Origin of the sequence: Mycoplasma haliaeeti (assembly GCF_048284645.1) — a bacterium.
In the GTDB taxonomy this organism is placed as follows: Bacteria; Bacillota_I; Bacilli_A; order Mycoplasmatales; family Metamycoplasmataceae; genus Mycoplasmopsis.
Map to the genome: position 1 here is coordinate 50,157 of NZ_JBLWAB010000002.1, position 19,597 is coordinate 69,753.

Below are 19,597 nucleotides of genomic sequence, written 5' to 3' on the forward strand. Positions count from 1 at the left end.
AAAAATAATTTTTTGCTATGGGTTTTGTAGGTTTGTAGCCTACAAAACTTTCTTTTTCATATTTATTAAGGAGAAAACATGGCAGCTAAACAATATAAAAAATATTCTGATGTACCAGCTCAATATCGCTGGGATCTTGAAGCTATACTTGAAGGACAAAGCTTAGAATCATGGATTGCACAATATAAAGAAATATTTCAAGCAAGAATAAAAAATAAAGATACAAAATACAATAACATAGATACATATTTACAAGATTTAATTGAATCAGAAAAGCAAACTATAATAAGTTATAAAATTGATAATTATTTGTCAAATAACCATAACATTAATATAGTTGATCCTAAATTTAAGCAGTTAATACAGGAATGAGAATTCTTAAATCAACAATTAGAAGAGGAATATGGTTCAGAAACAAATCGTTTCTTTGCCCACATTGAGCAAATGAAACAATGAAAAGAAGACCCAAGACTAGCTCTATATAAAAGAGAAATTGAAGACTTTATTGATCAATATTCTCACAAACTTAGCGACGAAGTTGAAGAATATATTATTAAGTCTTCTCTAGGAGAACCTGATCCTCACAATATTTTTTCAATCATAACAGACAGTGAACTTGATTATGGATATATCACACTTTCAGATAAGAAAAGAATGAAAATGAATCCAACTAATCGAGTAACATTTGCTAAATCAAATAATAAAGAAGTTAGAAAACAAGCTTACACTAACTATTGGGATGCTTATTATGCACATAGACAAGTGCTAGCTGAAACCCTTTATCAACAATTTAAAAGCATTGTGGTAGAGGCTAAAATTAGAAATTACCCTTCAGCAGTAGCAATGTTAACTAACTCAGATAAAGTAACGGATGCTATTTTACAAAAACTTTTTGATCAAGTAGCAACACGTAGTGCAATCTTTAAAAAATATACTCAAGCTTATAAAAAGTTCTATCAAGCTAAATTCAAGGAACCAATGCAAAAATGAGATGGTTCAAGAGAATTGGTTGATGTTAAGTCACAATATACTGTAGAAGAAGCTAAAGACATCGTAACGCAAGCTACTAAGCCTTTTGGCGCTGAATATCAAGCTCAAGTGGCTAAAGCCTTTAGTCAAAATTGAGTTGACTTTATGCCAGTGGACAATAAGCGCTCTGGTGCCTACAGTATTGGTGGAACTTATGGAATTGAGAAAAAATACATTTTAATGAACTTTGATGGTAGATTAGATAGTGTTGAAACCTTAGCTCATGAGCTTGGACACTCAATGCACTCATATTTCTCTTCTACTTATCAACCATTAGTTAAATCTCAATATCCAATCTTTTTAGCCGAAATTGCTTCAATCTTTAATGAATTAATGTTGTTTGATTATTTACTTAAAAATTCAAATGACGACAAATTAAAATTTAAAATACTAGGAAACATGATCTCAGGCTTCATTGGCACTGTATTACGCCAAGTTGAATGAGCTAATTATGAATACGACTTATATAATGCAATAGCTGCTGGAAATGCTTCTGGTAGTTATGAAACATTATCTGATATATACTTTAAAAATTCTTTAAAATATAAGAGTGATAAGAAAAAAACCTACAAATACGATGCTAAAGAAAATCTAAAAGCAATTTATGTACCACATTTCTACTATGGATTTTATGTTTACAAGTATGCCATAGGGCAATTAGTAGCTAACTACTTTTTTGCTAAATATCAAAAAGAGGGTACAAGTGCTTTAGAAAACTACATTAACAACTTTTTAAAGGCAGGATGTAAAGATTATCCAATTGAAATTTTAAAAAGTGTTGGTGTTAATTTAGAAAGCGAAGAATTCTATCAATTAGGTTTCGACTATGTATCCGACTTAATTGATCAATGAATTAAACTTGGAAATAAAATTTTCAAAGTCAAAAAATAGGAGGAGTACATGAAAAAAAGACCAATACTACTTTCTAGTTTGTTCTTAGTTCCAGGCCTTGGAATTCCAATGCTAGCTTCTAGCTGTAACGATCCGCAAGCAGACCAAAAGCCAAGCATTACAAATGACAAGCAACTAAAAGAAACACAAGAAAAAGTAGCCCAATACAATGCAATTGCAAATACAGCATGGGAACAATACAGTAAACTAGATGGTCAAAAATCAGCTTTACTTGCTTCATTACTAGAACAATCTAATTTGGTTAAAAATCAAGAAAGTAAGGTGCAATTACAACAAAGCGAAATTACAGCTTTCAATGCTCAAATTCAATATTACAAGCTTGCTCAAGAAGCTAAAAACTTTGCTACATTTAATAAAACTATTGTACAATTACCTAACGATGCCTTTAATAGTACAATTAAAGACTTATTAGAAGCTAAGAAAAACATTAAGTTTGAAATTGAATCTAATGGTAAAAAACTAACAGTTAGCTACAACATGGTTGAAGGTAAATTAAATAAAACAAAAGGTGCATTATCTGGCTTAGAAGACAAGTTAAGTAATAATGAAACTGCTATTGATAACTTAAAGATCAGTATTAAAGCTAATGAACGTGAATTAGAAAACGCCAAAGATGACGACCAAATTGCTAAAATTAAAGAAAATATTGCAAAAGCAAAAGCAGATGTTGAACAAAGAACCAATGTTGATGGACCTCAATTAGTAAAAAGCATTGCATCTACTAAAGCTGAACTTGCCTCTGTGCAAGGACTTTTAGCTCAAGTGCAAACTGCTTTATTAAAGGACTCATTAAATGGTAATGCTACAGCTTACCAAGCTAAAGTTACTGAATTAAAAGAAAAAATTAAAGCCCAAGAACAAGTTATTGTGCAAAGTAAAGAAGAGCTAAAGACTCAAGAAGCTAAATACAATAGTTTTAAAGCAACAATTGATCAAAAAATTGCAGCCTTAAATCCACAATTACAAGAATCTTATAACCAATTTACTACTACATTTGACATTCTTAAGAAACTTAATACTGATATTTATAACTATGACATAGAAGCTTTAGATAAAACTGGTCTTGATCCTGAACAAGGAAAAGGAACTTATTTAACTAAAGATCAATTACAAGCTATTATTAATCCAGATATCCAATTTAGTAACTCTCCAGTTGGAGATAAAATTGCTAAAGCTAGAGTTTTCCAAAATGCTTATAACTCAACTTTTGCTCTTTCTGCTTATCCAGCTGACTTCTCTGCCTCATACGGTTCAAGAGTTTCAACCTCAACTATTGATTCAACTACATTAAGCTTTATTTCAATTGAAACATTAGGAAGACCAAATATAGTTAAAGATATTAGTTATAAAATTGATTCTACTGGTGTAAATGAAGTTGTAAAGCAAGCTATTGTGTCACCTGAATTACAAAGATATAAACTAGAATTAGCTGATGCAATTTATGTTTATATTCCAACTACTGATGCAAGTGGAAAAACTTCTTATGAAACTAAAGTATTTGATAGTGATGATGCTGGACTTGCTCCAAAAGGAGATAATCCAGATGGTACATATTCAACCACAGTAGTTAAACGTAGTTCATCTAACCCACGTTCAATTAACTCAGATGAATTCATTCAAGCCCTAAGCAAAGCTGCAAAAATTTCATTCAGAATTAGACCTGGTCAATTCTGAGTTGATGCTAATGGACAAAGAACTCAATATCCAATTAAAGCTGAAGACTTCTTTTCTTCTATTGTTAGAACATTTATGAATGATGCATCATTTAGACGTTCACATGGAGGAAATAGCTATATTGATGCAGAAGCTAGAAAATTAATGACCACACCTGGAAAGACATTTTCAGCTGATGGTACATTCCCTAATGCATATCTATATAACTTATTTAACATTGATATTCATGCTATGCTAAATAAAGCTAATAGTGTGCAACAAGCACCTAACCCACAAAATGCTCAAATTATGGATGACCTTTTTGTGGTTAATAAAGTTGACTCTTCACCAGCACAATTTATTAACTTCTTAAATACTATTGCTACTGGTTATGATTTCGTGCCAGCTCCTTCAGCTTACATTAATCAAATGACTATTAATAATACTGAAAATATCTATGCACAAGAAGTAGGAATCAGAAACGATAAGAAAGCTTATGATGAAATCGTGCAAGCTGTTAAATCAGCTTCAGGACTAGCTCGTGAAACAGGAATTTACTGATATGGTATTAACCCTGAAACAACTTTATTTGCTGGTAAATACTATGGAAAACCTTATGATGCTGAAACTTTCTCATTATCTCAATACTTAAATCCATACTATTTTGATACCACCTATACAGGTTCAAAACAAACTATGTTGAAAATGACAACCAGTTATTTACAATCACCAATGGATCCAGAAGCTTACAAAGTAAGTTCATATAACAAATATATCTCTGGTGGTTTAGCAAACTATAGATTTAATGAGTTAACTCAAAATAACAAGTCTCTAGTACTTAAAGATCCTAAGGCTTATGGTTTATCATATGTTCAAGTGCTAGCAGCTGACTCATTAATGAAAGCTTTCATTTGAAACTTATTCCCTAAAGCATCTAATACACCTCACTTTAATGTAGCTTTTGCTTATGCAATGTATGGAACTTCACTAAAAGAATTAAGTAATGGAACTGCTAAAGGATTTATACCTTATACAACAGTTGGTCTTGGTGGAGAATTTAGAAATATTATTTCATCAGCCATTGCTTGAGCTTCATTTGCTGACCAATTAAGCATTGGTAACCCTTCATACCCATGAATTACAGCTCTTGCACCTGATGCTAATATTAAAACCAGTGATTCAGATAGCACCTTACCAAACAATAGTTTAAGACCTAACCACGATATTATTAATGGTACCTTTGTTATTGATGCTGCAACTGGGCAAAGAATTGTTTTTGATGCAACTGGAGAAACATTCTTAAAACCATCAGATACAAAAAACCTTAACGTAGCTGCACAAAATGCTTCAAAATCAGTAGCTTACAAACAAATGCAAGCTCGGATGAAAGCTTTACTTGATCAAGTTTATGAACAACACCCTGAAATTTCAGGACAACAAGTGCAAATGGAAATAATGTGAGCATATGGAAACATTAGTCCAGCTCAAAAATTAGCATACCAAAACTATGCTGCAGCAATTAATGAACTTGATCCTAGAATGCACTTTACAATTAGGGACTTCCCTACTGAAAACAAAAACGCTTTCTTTGATTACTGATTAAATGACACTACACCATTTTTAAGAGTTGGATGAGGATATGACTATAATGGAATTGGTTCAGGTCTAACAGCTTATGCTCAAGGATTAAACCTTAATGCAGTATTTGCAAACATTATAGTTAACCAAGAATATGCTAATAAGCTAAAAATTGGTTACCCACAACTTTACAAAGTAGCCCAAGCCTTTAATAAATTTATCCAAGCACCAGGCCACAAACTTTCAATTTCATTACAAGATATAGCTAATAATTTAACTTCAAGTGAAATATTAGATATTGAAAACTGACTTGGAACAAGCAAATATGTTAATGGACAAATTGTTCCCCTAGAAGCAAGTGAAATGAATGCTGATTACATTGGATACAATGATTTAAATGCTAAATTCTGACTTGAATATAACAATGATCCAAGTGTAACTAAAAAAGATTTACTTGATTTAGCTGTAGAAATTTCAAACATTACTGGAGCTGTTCCTGACATGTTTAATTTAACAGCTTCTAAATCACCTTTTGCTCCTGCATTAACTAATCCAAATTACATCATTCCAATTACCTTTAATGGATTTACTGATAATACTAACTACAGAGTAGCAAAACCAAAGAAATAGAAAGGAAACTATGTGAAAGTATATACTTAAACGGATAGGGTTTGCCATTATTACACTAGTAGCAATTACCTGTGTGGTTTACTTGCTAGTGGCGCAATTTTCTGACAACCCGTTTGCATTAAAAGCTATGCAAGCACAGCAATCTGCTGGTAGCTCTGGTAGCTCAACTGCTAAAGAATTAAGAGACTTGTATGATAAATCAGTTCAATATCACTTAATTCCAAACAACTTAAATTATGAACAAGTAAAAGATACTTGAATGACTATGAAGCTTAGTCCATTCATTCGTTTTGGCTACTGAATTCAAGATCTCTTTACTAATCGTGCTAACCCATTTGGGGTTCCATACGATCAAACTATTTTCCAACAAACTGATACAACAAGTATTTCACAATATTTCTTCAAATATCTTAAATACTCAATTATCATTACTCTTCCTGCCTTTGTAATTGCTGCTATCTTAGGAATTACTCTTGGAATTGTAGCTGGATATAGAAGAGGAAGCATATTTGATGCAGGAATTAACTTCTTTGCACTAGTCTTTATTGCCCTTCCTTCATTCGTTATTGCACCTATTTTAATCTCAATTCTATTCTCAGTTAATATCCCACCTCAATTCATTAACTTTAACAACCAAACAGATGTAGAAGCCTATGGTATAGGCAAAATGATTGCTTCCTGAATTCCACCTATTGCTATCATTGTATTAGGTTCTCTATCAGGATACATCACTTATACACGTAACCAAGTAATTACTGTATTAACTTCAAACTATATTTTGATTGCTAAATCAAAAGGACTATCAAAAAGAGAAATCTTCTTTAAATATGTTTTAAGAAACATTTCAATTCCGCTAGCTGCTATTCTTATTCCTTCATATATTGGACTACTTAGTGGTGGAATTGTTATTGAAACTTACTGAAATGTACCTGGTACTTCACAAGTTATTGCTCAAGCCTTCCCTAGAGGAGAAATCAACATTATTATGTTCTCAACTGTCTTCTTTACAACCTTGAGCTTATTTACAACAATTATTGTCGACGTATCATTTGCAATACTAGACCCTAGAATTAAATATACAGCTTCTTCTCCATACAGCTACACTAAATTTATGTTAGCCAGAAGAGAAAGAAATAAACAATTTAAAATGAATCAAATCGTAGCGAAAGGAGAAAATGAATAATGAATGCTAAAGAGTTCGAAAAGAAATACAATCTATCATTAAATCAACTTAGAACTAGCGTTACTCAGTTTGCTCCACGTGAAGAATCGCTACTTAACAATATTGCTGGAAAGCCAAAGAAATTACTAGTTGAAATCTTTAAACGTTTCTTTACTAGTTGAGTTTCAGTGCTCTCACTAATTGTCTTTATCGCAATATTAGTGCTTTCAATTGTGGTTACAGCTGCTGCTAAATATTCAGCTACTGTACCATTATCACAAACTGTACCAATCTATTTACCAGATGGTAAAATGTTGGAAACATCATCACCAAATGTACAAAATTTACCTCCACTCTTTTCACCTTGATATTCTTCGGAAAACATTCCTAACTTCTTTAAGATAACTCAAGAATGAGCAAGTAGTGAATACTACAGTGGAGTGTTATGAAATAGATTTATGTACTTTGGAGATGACAATATTAATAATGCTATTAAGATTGTACAAATTAATAGTGATACTCAAAGTATCTCGGTTAATGCTTATGCCTTCTTAAAAGCCCGTAACATTGCTATTGCCTTACAAAGTTCAGGTCTAGCTAAAGATGCCCCTGTAGACCAAGTTAATGCAATGATTGATAAAATTATTGCACTTAACCCTCAATTAAACTTATCAACTTACTTAGGAACAAATAAAGATGGAATCGATATTTGAACCTTATCATGAGTTGGAACATGACAAGCTATTAGACTTGCAATCATTGTTGCTACAATCCAAACTATTATTGGGGTAGCAATTGGAGCTTACTTAGGATTCCACGTTGGATCATGAATTGATACAGTTATCATGCGTCTAATTGATATCTTTGTAGCTCCTCCTACACTTATTTGATTATTAATCTTTGCTTCAACATTTGGAACTACTGATTTAACTTTAGGAGTTGCTTTAGTAGTTATTGGATGAGTTGGTTCTGTTGGAAGCACTAGAATGTTTATCATTACAGTTAAGGACCAAGAATACATCACTGCTTCTAAATCAGTTGGTGCTTCAAAAGCTAGATTAATTTACAAACATGCCTTACCTGCAATTATTGGAAAGATTTCAACTAGTTATGTTGCTTCTATCCCAGGTATTATTATGTCAGTATCATCACTTGCCTTCCTTGGTTTCTTCAAATCAGATCAAGCCAACCTTGGGGCAATTCTATCATCAGCAGCTGCGCAAGCCGGAGATAATGCCTTTATCTTAGTGCTACCTGCAATGATTCTATTATTAATTTCAATTTCACTTCACTTTGTGGCTTTAGGAGTACACGATGCTCTTGATCCAAAAGTTATTAAAACTAGATAGGAGAATTTATGGAACAAAAAGAAAGACTACTTACGGTAGAAAATTTAAAAGTCTCATTCAAATTGAGAAGAAATAAATTCATCACTATCGTACGTGGAGTAAATTTAGCTATTAATCGTGGAGAAATCATTGGGATTGTAGGAGAATCTGGTTCAGGAAAATCAGTTACTTCGAAAGCACTACTTAATATCAATGATAATGCCTTTACTACAGCTGATAAAATGGAAATTGATGGTATTGATTTACTAGAACATAAAAAAGATTCATTCTGAGAAAAAATTAGAGGACATAAAATTGGTTACATTCCTCAAGACCCTTTAACTTCACTTAACCCAACTAGAAAGATTGGAAAACAACTACTAGATGCGCTAAATAAAAACGAAGAATGAAAAGATAAACCAAATAATGAAAAGAAACTTTATTTAGTTAAACTACTAAAACAATTTGGAATCAGAAACGCTGAACAAGTTTTTGACATGTATCCTCATACCTTATCAGGAGGGATGAAACAACGGGTAGTTATTACTATGGTGGTCGCACTAAAACCAAGTTTAATTATTGCTGATGAACCAACTACTGCCCTAGATCCAACTGTGCAAGCCTCTGTGCTAGCGTTATTTGAACAAATTAGACAAGAATTTAAAATTACAATTATTTTAATTAGCCACAACATTTCAGTTGTTGCTAAATTCTGTGATTACATTTATGTAATGTATGCTGGAAAAATCGTGGAAAGAGGAAGTAAAAAAGATATCTTTACTGACCCAAGACACCCTTATACCTGAGCTTTAATTTCAGCTATCCCTGAAAATCGTGAAGATCGTTTATATTCAATTAATGGAACACCTCCTGACATGAATAACTTACCTCTTGGTGATGCGTTTGCCCCAAGAAATGAATATGCCTTAGAAATAGACTTTTTAAAGGAACCACCTTTATTTGAAGTTAGCCAAGATCACTATGCAGCCACATGATTATTACACCCAGATGCACCAAAAGTAACACTATCAAAAGAATTACAAGCTAGATTAGATAGCTTTAAGAAGGTATTTAATGAGTAATAAAAAGACAATCTTAGAAATAATTAACCTAAAGAAATATTTCGTTAATAAAAATGCAGTTAATAAAGCTGTAGACAATGTTTCTTTTGATGTTAAAGAAGGTGAAATCGTAGGACTGATTGGAGAATCAGGTTCAGGTAAAACAACTATTGGACGTTCATTATTAAGACTTTATGATGACTACAATGGATTTGTGCGTCTAGATGGCAAAATCATTTCAGGGAAAAGAATTTCACGTAAACGTAAAAAGTTTATGCACAAGAATATTCAAATGATCTTCCAAGATCCTATGGCTTCATTAAATGGACAAAATACCATTTATAGTATTTTAAAAGAACCTTTAATCGTTAATGGGATTATTAAAAACAAACGTAAAGACATTAGTAAAGACTGACGTAAAGTTAAGGGCAACTTTAGATTTACTTTTATTGAACATGCTTTACAATACCAATTAAAAAGCTTGTTAATTTCAAACAAATTACATGAACCTTTCATTGCAAAATGAGAAAACCTTGGAAATCAAATTACCTTTGATGTGCAAAATAATTTAGATGACCAATTTAACTCATATTTTGCTTACTTAGAAGAAAGAACTAAAATCAATTCAATTGTTATTAACAACTTATATAAAAACACTGAAGAATTACTAGCTTTATATGAAGCAAAACAAGCAGACTTTAGAGACAAGAAAATTGACTTTGATGAAGTTGAACTTGAAGAAGCTAGAAATAAATACAAACATGAAAAAGAACTATTTTGATTTACTCAACAATATTATGACCTTAAGGCCTTATACAATGAGCAAAAAGTAGTTTTTGATGAAGATAAAACTAATTACAAAGATACAGCTAAAATTTCTAAAACCTCAATTAAAAACTTTTTAGCTGAAGTTAAAAATGAATACCGTATGCATCGAAATGATGCTTTCTCAACCACATTTTTAGATTACTACTTCCATGAATATAAACTATATTTAATTAACCATCGTTTATATCAAGAGTTAAAAGCCAACTATTCAAAATTAAAGTTCCTTTCATTTGAAGAGTTACTAAAAATGTCAGATGAATTTAGAAAGTATTCTCAAGAATTCTATGCAACTAAATTAAATATTGATACTAGTTCTAAAGCTTCAATTAAACAACTTAAAAACATTGTTAAAGAAGAATATGACTTTAATCTAGATTCATATATTGAACAATCATTACAATTACAAAGACAACTTAAAACTCAATACAAAAAATCTAAACAAGCTATAAACAAAACTAAAGCTAAAATGTTTATAGAAGCCTTTAGATATGCTCCAGATTACTATGCTAGTCGTATGCAAGCTAAAGAACAATTAGCCCAAGCCCAAGCCTTATTTGATGCTGAAGCTAAAAAATACATTGTTTCATACCGTGAAAGAATTCAAAAGCTACAAGAACAAATTGCTCAAGCTAGTGCAATTGATAAAGACTTACGTGCGAGAGATAAAAAAGTCTTTGCACAATTTATGCAAAATAACGATAACTTCATGAAGTTCTTTGAAAAAGAAGTTATTGCTCCTTTATCAAAAGCTAAAAAGAATAGCAAAGATTACAAGAAATACCTACAACGTCAAATTGACCTTAAAGTTTATAAAACTAATGTAGAAGATAGATTAAATGGTATTGCTTCATTCAAAATTGAACAAAAATACCTTAACAAAAACCTTTACAGTGTTTACTTATTAATGGGAATTACTCGTAAGGATCAAAAATACAAGAAAATGGGTAAATTTGGTTCTTTACTAGTAAGCTTAGGTTTACCACTAAGAATGAGACGTATTTCAAATCTTTATACACAATCAATTATTTATAAAGCTTTAGAAGATGTTGGATTGCTTAAACAATTTGCTTATCGTTATCCACATGAATTCTCTGGTGGTCAAAGACAAAGAATTGTTATAGCTCGTGCCCTAATAACTGAACCAAAAATCATTGTAGCTGACGAACCAATTGCTTCACTTGATATTTCAATTCAAGCGCAAGTGGTTAACTTGCTAAAAGACTTATGTAAGAAGAAAAACATTGGTATGGTCTTTATTGCTCACGACCTTTCAATGATTGAATATATTGCTGATAGAGTGCAAATTATGCACCTTGGTAAAATTGTTGAATCAGGAAAAACTGAAGCAATTTATGCTAACCCAATTCACCCTTACACAATTAACTTATTTAAAGCTATACCAAAAATTTCAAATGCTAATGAAAAATTCAAAGATGTTAAATTTGAACTTTCTTACTTAGAAGAACAAATGTTCCCTAACATTGCAACTCAATTTGAAGTTGAAGATGGATTACACTATGTATATGGAACTCAAAGTCAAGTTGAAAAATGATTAGCAAAGAATAAACATGAATAAATATACCTATAAGATAGGGCTAAAACTTAAAAACGAGTTTACAAGCTTACGTTTTTACCTCATTAATTTAGTTTTCCTAGTGTTATATTTTGCAATAGTAATACCTTATTACATTGTTAATAAAGATAACTGAAACTATAATAAAGCCATTGATGCCTTTTCAGTTCCGGCCTTTATTACCTTCTTTATTGCAATTATTGCTCTAGTCCTTAAACTTGGCTTTTTAGAACGTACCTTTAAGAAAATGAAATTATCAATTGATAATATTCATGATGCTAAAGAACAAAAAGATCTCAAAAAGATGCCAAATGAAGAAAAACGTCTTTATTTAGAAAAGAAAAAGCTTGAAGGACAAAAAAGAGAGGATTATGCAGCTAGCCATCCCAAAACCAAATTCCCATTTGTTTTTGCCTCAGTACTGTATTTAATTCTTTCAATTGCATTTATTATTGTAATATATGCTTAAAACTAGTTAGCAACAGCAGTTGCTGACTTTTTATTTGCCCTTTTTAGGCTAGAAAATTTAGCATATGATACAATTAATTTATAACAAGTTAGCTTGAGATGGAAGGAAATATGCAAAAGGAAAAATTAGTACCAGCTATTAGGTTTAAAGGGTTTGATGAGGAATGAAAGGCAAATAGACTTAGTTCATATTTAAAGGAAGCGTGAAAATTAAGTATGTAGCGTATCTGCTACTTCAATAGTATTATACTACTTTCGCAATTTTTTTAATATTTTTTCTATTTTTTTCACTTTTTCCAGTTTTTTTCAATCAAGTTTTTTCATAGAAAAAACTACACGCGTGCGTACGCGCGCCCTTTTAAGGCAAGATAAGCACTGCATCAAACCACTTACCGTGGTGCAGTTTTTTATCTTGTAAATTACGTAGTAATTTATTTAAAGTATTTTTTATGTACTAAATCTGCATCAGCAAATTGAAATCTGATGCAAATCTGCATCACTTTAACAAAAAACATAAAACATATTACATAGTAATATGAATTTTTAAATTTTGTGCATCAAATCTGCATCACCACATTTTTTGCTAATAAAATAATGTACAGTATCCAGACTTCAGATTTCCGTACATTATTCTTAATTTTATAGCTTCATAGCCGTATAAAGCTTGTGGTCTTTTAATATGTTTTTTGCATTTAGCATATACAAAATGCTCTGTGTAGCAAGCACGTTTTATTCTATATCCATCTAAATTTCATATCCCTTTTTTATTGTTATCAATGTATTTTATAAATGCTCTAATATGTGCTTTTAACTCATTATTTTCACATTTAAGCTCGTCAAATTCAGCCATAAAAATGTTCATCAAACTATCACAATCTTGTAAAGTCTTGCATTCAAAAACATACTCGAATAAATCATATCATCGAGCATTAAAAGTTTTTGAGTATCAATTTTTAAAGAAATTTTTATATGGATTATTACTATGTTTTGAATAGCCTATAGCCTTTTTGGTCACAAATTTTAAGTGAAATAAATCTAAAACATAATTAGCTTTTATATTATTAGCTATATTTTTTATTCATTTTGCACCATCAGCTTTTAGAAATAATTCTGTTCCTTTACAAGTAAAATCCTCAATATTCTTTAATATATGATTTTGAAAATCATTAATCTTCTTACCATTAGTTTTTGAATTTTTTTCCTTTTCTTTATCACCTAAAAGCATCAACATTACAACACCATTTTTGCCTATTTTATTATTTCGTTTTGAATGAATTACAGCTTGTCTAAAACAATGCTTTCTCGAACTTATTTTAGAGTTCACACCATTATATGTATCATCTATTTCAATATCAATATCAGAGTTACAATCATTTAGTTTTTTTGATTTTATTTCATCAATTAATCTATTATTTTCTTCTTCTATATTTTTATCAATTCCAAGTAGTTTTATCCAATATTTAATATGATTAGCTGATATTCTTTTTCCATTAATGGACCCAATATTTTCACCATTTAAATACTTAAAGCATAAATCATTCATTAACTCATAATCATATTTATATTTCATTATCTGTTTCATAATATCATCGTGGTAATATGTAAATCTCTTTACTTTTCTATTTATCCTAGTTTCGTACATAGTAATATTTAAGGAAAATGTACCATACTTTGTGATAAACTTCTTTTGTTTTCTACGACATATATTTCACGTCGGGAATTTATGTTTTCTTATCTTTTCTCTGAATTCTTTTTCTTTATTATTTAATGTATCAACAAATTGCTGCATTTGTACTTGTGCAATATTAATTAGTTTTTTCATTATTTAATTATAAAAAAAGTCAAAAAAAATACAGCGAATAATTAGCTGTTCATAAATATATTAGCAATATTATAACACATAAAATTAAGTTATAGCTAAAAATATTTTTATATTTTTAAATTGCTTGCTTTTTCATTATCTTCAATAATTCCTTCATCACTGTTTAAAGTCCCACCATCTTCTATTAAGATATCATTATTTGGTAGCTCATATATTTTATGAGTTTCTTTTTCTTTGCTTATACTATTAAGTGCAATAAAAGTAAATTCATCTATATTTACAAATTCTAATGAGGTCATATCATCATTTACTTTTAATAAAGGTAAGGGATATTTTGCAATATCTTTATTAATTATTGTTTTAAATTGAGGTATCAACTTACCATATTGTGTTCTAATTCCATTTTGCTTAATATCATTATCAATGATATCGTATAGTTCACCAATTTCATATACATTATTATTTTCTTTATAGTCTTTAAACATATCATTTTCACCACTATTTTTTAAAATATATTTACCTAAATTAAAAAGTAGTGTGTTTTTATAAAATTCATATGCTTTTTCATCATTAATTTTATATGTATTTCTCTGTTTAATCATTTTTGAATACACTTTTAATTCATTATCAAAATCAATTTCTTGAATTGTAGCTTTTTGATTATTTATATTTAAAAATATATTTGATATTATCTCAAGCTGTTTTTCACTTTTTAAATCGTTTAATGAATTAAATTGTTTTTCTCTATAAATTTTATGAAACTTATCACTATCCATTATTTGGATATTAGCTGTATCAACTCAAGAATTCTTAGATAATTTATCATTTAAATCATCATCTTTAGTTATTTCTACTTCAAAAGGCAATTTTTTAAATGGTTCTTTAGCACCACGCACTTTTAAGTAATAAGTCTTTTTATTAATTTCGAAAATAATTAAAGGCCTATTGTTATGTCCGATAGGATGTGAATTAATAAGGTTACCTTCACTATCAAAAATAATAGTTTCATTATTTGAAACATAATCACTCTTAGAATTTGTTTTTGTTATTATTTTTAAAATATCTTTTTCAACCATAAAACCTCCTTTTATTATTATATTAAAATCAAGGAGTATTAAAAAATCTACTTTTTAAAAAGTAGATTTAAATCAACCGAGCGTCCTTTTGATAAATCACTATATAGCAAGTATGACCTCTTTCTTTACTATTTGTATTCATTTATCCAAGTGTCCCACTGCGGTGTACAATAGGCTTATCTTAATGCTTACTTTGTGGTGCATCTTCATTAAGATGTTACACCCGTACCCGTTCAACATCGTAATCAACAATGATTACATTAATATTGTAACATAGTTTTTTATATAGTCAAGTATTTTTTATAATATAAAATATTATTTTATAATATGGTTTAAAATTATTTTAGTACTTAAAAATAGAACATTTTTATATTATTTATCATATTTTATATTATGTTAGATTATAAGGTAATATAAAAAAATCTACTTTTTCAAGTAGATTTATTAGTAACAGGCCTATAAACAAACCACTATTTAGACAACTCAAGCCTGAATGTCTTTATCTAAATTGTATCCGTTTGCACTAGTGTTCCACCGCGGTGTACAATAGGCTTATCTTAATGCTTCCTCGTGGTGCATCTTCATTAAGATGTTACACCCGTACCCGTTTAATATCGTAATCAACAATGATTACATTAATATTGTAGCATAGTTTTCTATTTAGTCAAGTATTTTTTATAATATAAAATAATATTTTATATTATGTTTTAAATTTATTTTAGTACTAAAAAATGGAGTATATTTATATTATTTATCATATTTTATATTATGTTAAATTATAAGGTAATATAAAAAATCCACTAATTAAAGTGGATTTTTTATCATATGTGTACACCTATTGATAAATCACTATTTAGTTAGCCAGTCTACATATCCTTTACTAAATTGTATACATTTATCCTAGTTTAACCACCGCGGTGTACAATAGGCTTATCTTAACGCTTCCTTGTGGTGCATCTTCATTAAGATGTTACGCCCGTACCCGTTCAACATCGTAATCTATAATGATTACATTAATATTGTAACATAGTTTTTTATATAGTCAAGTATTTTTTATAATATAAAATAATATTTTATGATATGTTTTAAATTTATTTTAGTACTAAAAAATGGAGTATATTTATATTAAATATATTATTTTATAATATTTTATATTGTGATATAATATATATAGAAAGAAGAAAAATGGAAACAAAAGTACTTACTTATTTAAACAACAAAGGTGGTGTTTTAAAGACAACATTAGCTACTAACCACGCAGTTTATTTAGCACAACAAGGTTATAAGGTACTAATAATTGATACTGACGCACAAAACAATGTAGCTGAAACTTTTTACTTACCAGAAGCAAAATATTCTATTTGAGACATAATGTTTAATGATATTCCATATCAGCAAACCATAATTTCAAAAAACAACATTGATTTTATTACATCATCAATTGAGTTAGCTCAATTCGATGAAACATTATTATCATTAATGGAACAGAAAAAGAAATTTAAATTACCTAATGAAATAATAGATGAAATCATATCAAGCAAGAAATACGACTATATTATTATTGATACAAGCCCTAATTTAAGCAATTTACTATATTACACCTTATTAGGCTCACAATATTTAATAATACCCTTTAATCCAGATTTTAGTTCTATTAGTGGATTAACCAACGTTATAAACTTTATAAACAATGCTAAAAAAGAAAATCATAAGCTTGAAATATTATCATTAGTGCCTACAATAACAAATGCTCGAAGCGAAATAGAGGAAGATTTAATATTTCAATTAAAAGACCATTTTAAACTCTTGCCTATTTCACAACATCGAATTAAAAACTCACAATCACCAAGACGATATGTATTAATGTACAATCAACCTATTTTAGGATATAAAAAATACGCCAGCTACAAAAGCGTATTAATCAATTACTTTAAATCACTAAAAATTAAATAAAAGAGGAATTTAACAATGAAGATACTTGAATATATTCTAGGTTTTATTATTCTTTTTATCGTGCTAGGTATATTATCTAAATATGTTTTTATACCAATACTCGACAGTATGATTATCAAATAAGGAGAAAAAAATGAATTTAAAAGAAAGAGTTTCTAGTTATAGTGTAGAAGAAACTAAAGCAAACAACAATAATAGTTTAAAGAAAGCTATTTCTATCACCTTAAGCCAACAAGCTATTGATAAACTTGAATTTATCAAAATACAAAAAGGCAATATAATGAACCGCTCACAAATCATAGAGCTTTTAATTAAAGAATATAAAATATAGCAAGGCAACCCTTGCTATTATTTATTTGATTTACTTATATTACATCTTGCACACAATAATTGTGCATTATCTTTTGTCGTGGTTCCGCCCTTGCTTCAAGGATATATGTGGTCAACTTGTAAGTCTTCGTAATAAAAGTATTCCCTACAGTTATTACATTTAACAGCTTCTTTATTACCCATTAGTTCTTTTTGACTTTCATCAAATAACTCTCTTTTTATATTATCTGAAAACAATCTATTTTTATCTAAATTAATATTTTGTAAATAGCAATTTACAATATTTTCATAATAGTCTTTTTTGATAATAAAGCCAGCTTTCTTCAGTACTTTACTATAATAAACTATAAAATCATTTAGCTCAGTTCTTTTAGATTTTAAAATAGACTTACATTGTTTATTTTTCTTTAATGCTTTAGAAAAAATTTCAAACCATATATCTCTATCATCCGCCGGATTATTTAATATAGTTACCATTATATCAATAATCGGACTTAATTTGCTATTGTAGTCATCCTCTAGTTTAGTAACACTATCTTTATTTTCCTTGACGTAATCAAGTATCTTACTTAAATCTTTTTTACCTACTATTTTGCTAAGTACTCAGTATTCTTTAGCACCTCTTGATGCTTTATTACTTTCTTTAAATACTTTTCTTAAGCTCTTATCATCATTACATACTTGCTTTAATGTATTGATAAAAACACCATTATATAAACCATTAACTATTTCAAAATCACTTAAAGGTACACCCAAAGTATTTATTCTATAAAAGATATTTCTTTTATGTTCTTCATCACCACGACAAACAATGATATTTAATAAAGTATTATTAACTTTTTCTTGTAATCTAGGTTCTTCACTTCCATATTCTTTTCAATTCTTATTATTGTATTGAATATCATTTTGCTTGAAGTTTTTTATTGCCTCAATTCTTTGTTTACCATCTAATACTTCATAAACACCATTTTCATTTTCTCAAAAATAAAAGGCTGGTAAAGGAATATCATTTACAATACTATCAATAACCAAGGCTTGTTTATTAGCATCATATACAATTTCTCTCTGTATTGAAATATCAGAAATAATTTTTCCATCGTTAACTTTTGTAATAACTTCCTCAATACTCATTGCAATATTATTTTGTTCCATATTAATTGTCCTTTCTAACTAGTTTATTTTTAATAATTATTCTCATATAAACATCTTTACCATTAATTGATACATCTTTTTTTGTTCCTATTGTTTTTTCAGCATATCTACTTAAATCAATGATTTCAAACTGGTCTGGACAATATTTGTCTAAAAATGTTATCGGTACCCCTATATAGCCTTCGTAATCATAAGGTATTTCTTTAACTTTATTTACATTAATCGCATCATAGTTATCATATTTAGGATATTTTATTTCATTATATTTTTCAGTAAGCATTATCCTTTGGTGTCTAGGTTCAACATCAAGATTTGTAAATCATCCAATATTTCCAAAAGTTTTAAAGTTCCCGTCAGCTTGTTTAAATGTTTTAACATTTGTATACCCTAATCATAATTTATCTTCTTTTATATATTTAAATACTTCTTTATATGTAATAGCGTTTTGATTACCAATTATTAAAAAATTTAAATTGTATTCAATTATAGTTTCAATAAATTCTCTAAACAATGAAAAAGGTGGATTAGTTATAATTATTCCTTCCGGATGTTTTTTAGCAAATTCTTTTATGCTTTCTTGAAATGGTATTCCTTCATTAGTTTGAGGATTATAAGCGCTAAACGTTAAATTTAAATTTCATTCATCTTCTTTAGCTCTTAAAAATCTACTAAAACTAAACCCATCATTATATTGTTTAAGCAATTTTCCATTTTGAATGATTTTCTTTTCATCTTCACTTAAAAGGTAAAAATCAAAATCACAAGGACATAAAATGTTCTTGCCTTTAAGTTGTTCCTTATAATGATTTAATTCTTTTGCAATATCATCATATTGAGTATAAAACTCATCATTCTTCGCATTTTTTGCACTGTGCAAGTTTGAGTTGTTTGATTTATTTGCGACTAGCTCGCTAGTCTCTCTCTCTCTCTCTCTCTCTCTCTCTCTCTCTCTCATCTTATTAATCACTCTTCTTTTGCACCCTACTGAATTCTTGATATAATTATAATATGGACATTCAGCAGGGATTGGTATTATGTTGAG

At 29.1% G+C, this 19,597-nt stretch carries 13 protein-coding genes; 9 read left to right on the forward strand and 4 right to left on the reverse strand.

The window, feature by feature from the left end; all coding sequences use genetic code 4:
* Positions 1 to 78 precede the first annotated feature (78 nt).
* Genes pepF through ACNQ2T_RS00830 form a run of 7 tightly spaced genes read left to right on the forward strand, consistent with a single transcriptional unit; the run spans position 79 to position 12,223 of the window.
* A complete protein-coding gene (gene pepF, locus ACNQ2T_RS00800) occupies positions 79 to 1,920 on the forward strand; it encodes an oligoendopeptidase F (protein ID WP_418035743.1) in 1,842 nt (613 codons plus the stop codon).
* Positions 1,921 to 1,929: 9 nt separating this feature from the next.
* The gene (locus tag ACNQ2T_RS00805; RefSeq protein WP_418035744.1) at positions 1,930 to 5,802 is read left to right on the forward strand and encodes an OppA family ABC transporter substrate-binding lipoprotein; all 3,873 of its coding nucleotides are present in this window, start codon (positions 1,930 to 1,932) and stop codon (positions 5,800 to 5,802) included.
* A 10-nt stretch (positions 5,803 to 5,812) separates the two neighbouring features.
* Positions 5,813 to 6,985, forward strand: coding sequence for an ABC transporter permease (locus tag ACNQ2T_RS00810; protein WP_418035745.1), 1,173 nt, complete (start codon positions 5,813 to 5,815; stop codon positions 6,983 to 6,985).
* A complete protein-coding gene (locus tag ACNQ2T_RS00815; RefSeq protein ID WP_416755676.1) occupies positions 6,985 to 8,313 on the forward strand; it encodes an ABC transporter permease in 1,329 nt (442 codons plus the stop codon). The genes ACNQ2T_RS00810 and ACNQ2T_RS00815 overlap by 1 nt, the downstream gene beginning before the upstream one ends.
* An 8-nt stretch (positions 8,314 to 8,321) precedes the next feature.
* Positions 8,322 to 9,374 (forward strand): ABC transporter ATP-binding protein, encoded by a 1,053-nt coding sequence (locus ACNQ2T_RS00820; protein ID WP_416755677.1) that lies wholly within the window; start codon positions 8,322 to 8,324, stop codon positions 9,372 to 9,374.
* Positions 9,367 to 11,757 carry an ATP-binding cassette domain-containing protein gene (locus tag ACNQ2T_RS00825; protein WP_418006243.1) on the forward strand — a complete coding sequence of 797 codons (2,391 nt, stop codon included), beginning with the start codon at positions 9,367 to 9,369 and terminating at the stop codon, positions 11,755 to 11,757. Before ACNQ2T_RS00820 ends, ACNQ2T_RS00825 begins: the two co-directional genes overlap by 8 nt.
* On the forward strand, positions 11,750 to 12,223 hold the full coding sequence (locus tag ACNQ2T_RS00830; protein WP_418035746.1) for a DUF3899 domain-containing protein: 474 nt from the start codon (positions 11,750 to 11,752) through the stop codon (positions 12,221 to 12,223). Before ACNQ2T_RS00825 ends, ACNQ2T_RS00830 begins: the two co-directional genes overlap by 8 nt.
* Before the next feature lie 582 nt (positions 12,224 to 12,805).
* On the opposite strand, the gene ACNQ2T_RS00835 is transcribed toward ACNQ2T_RS00830, so the two are convergent.
* Both ACNQ2T_RS00835 and ACNQ2T_RS00840 read right to left on the reverse strand, forming a co-directional pair.
* On the reverse strand, positions 12,806 to 14,044 hold the full coding sequence (locus tag ACNQ2T_RS00835) for an Mbov_0401 family ICE element transposase-like protein (protein ID WP_418035747.1): 1,239 nt from the start codon (positions 14,042 to 14,044) through the stop codon (positions 12,806 to 12,808).
* Between the two features lie 107 nt (positions 14,045 to 14,151).
* Entirely contained in the window at positions 14,152 to 15,120 is a 969-nt protein-coding gene (locus tag ACNQ2T_RS00840) for an Mbov_0400 family ICE element protein (protein ID WP_418035748.1), read from the reverse strand.
* Between the two features lie 1,185 nt (positions 15,121 to 16,305).
* Here ACNQ2T_RS00840 and ACNQ2T_RS00845 point away from each other — a divergent pair.
* Together ACNQ2T_RS00845 and ACNQ2T_RS00850 are read left to right on the forward strand one after the other, a co-directional pair.
* Complete coding sequence (locus ACNQ2T_RS00845) at positions 16,306 to 17,073, forward strand: ParA family protein (protein WP_418035749.1); 768 nt, start codon at positions 16,306 to 16,308, stop codon at positions 17,071 to 17,073.
* Positions 17,074 to 17,206: 133 nt separating this feature from the next.
* Positions 17,207 to 17,404, forward strand: a complete 198-nt coding sequence (locus ACNQ2T_RS00850; RefSeq protein ID WP_418035750.1) for a hypothetical protein — start codon at positions 17,207 to 17,209, stop codon at positions 17,402 to 17,404.
* A 17-nt stretch (positions 17,405 to 17,421) separates the two neighbouring features.
* Here the strand turns inward: ACNQ2T_RS00850 and ACNQ2T_RS00855 are convergent, their stop codons facing one another.
* Positions 17,422 to 18,555: an HNH endonuclease family protein gene (locus tag ACNQ2T_RS00855; protein ID WP_418035751.1), complete on the reverse strand. Its 1,134-nt coding sequence runs from the start codon at positions 18,553 to 18,555 to the stop codon at positions 17,422 to 17,424.
* A 1-nt stretch (position 18,556) separates the two neighbouring features.
* Entirely contained in the window at positions 18,557 to 19,510 is a 954-nt protein-coding gene (locus tag ACNQ2T_RS00860; protein WP_418035752.1) for an adenine-specific methyltransferase EcoRI family protein, read from the reverse strand.
* Positions 19,511 to 19,597 lie beyond the last annotated feature (87 nt).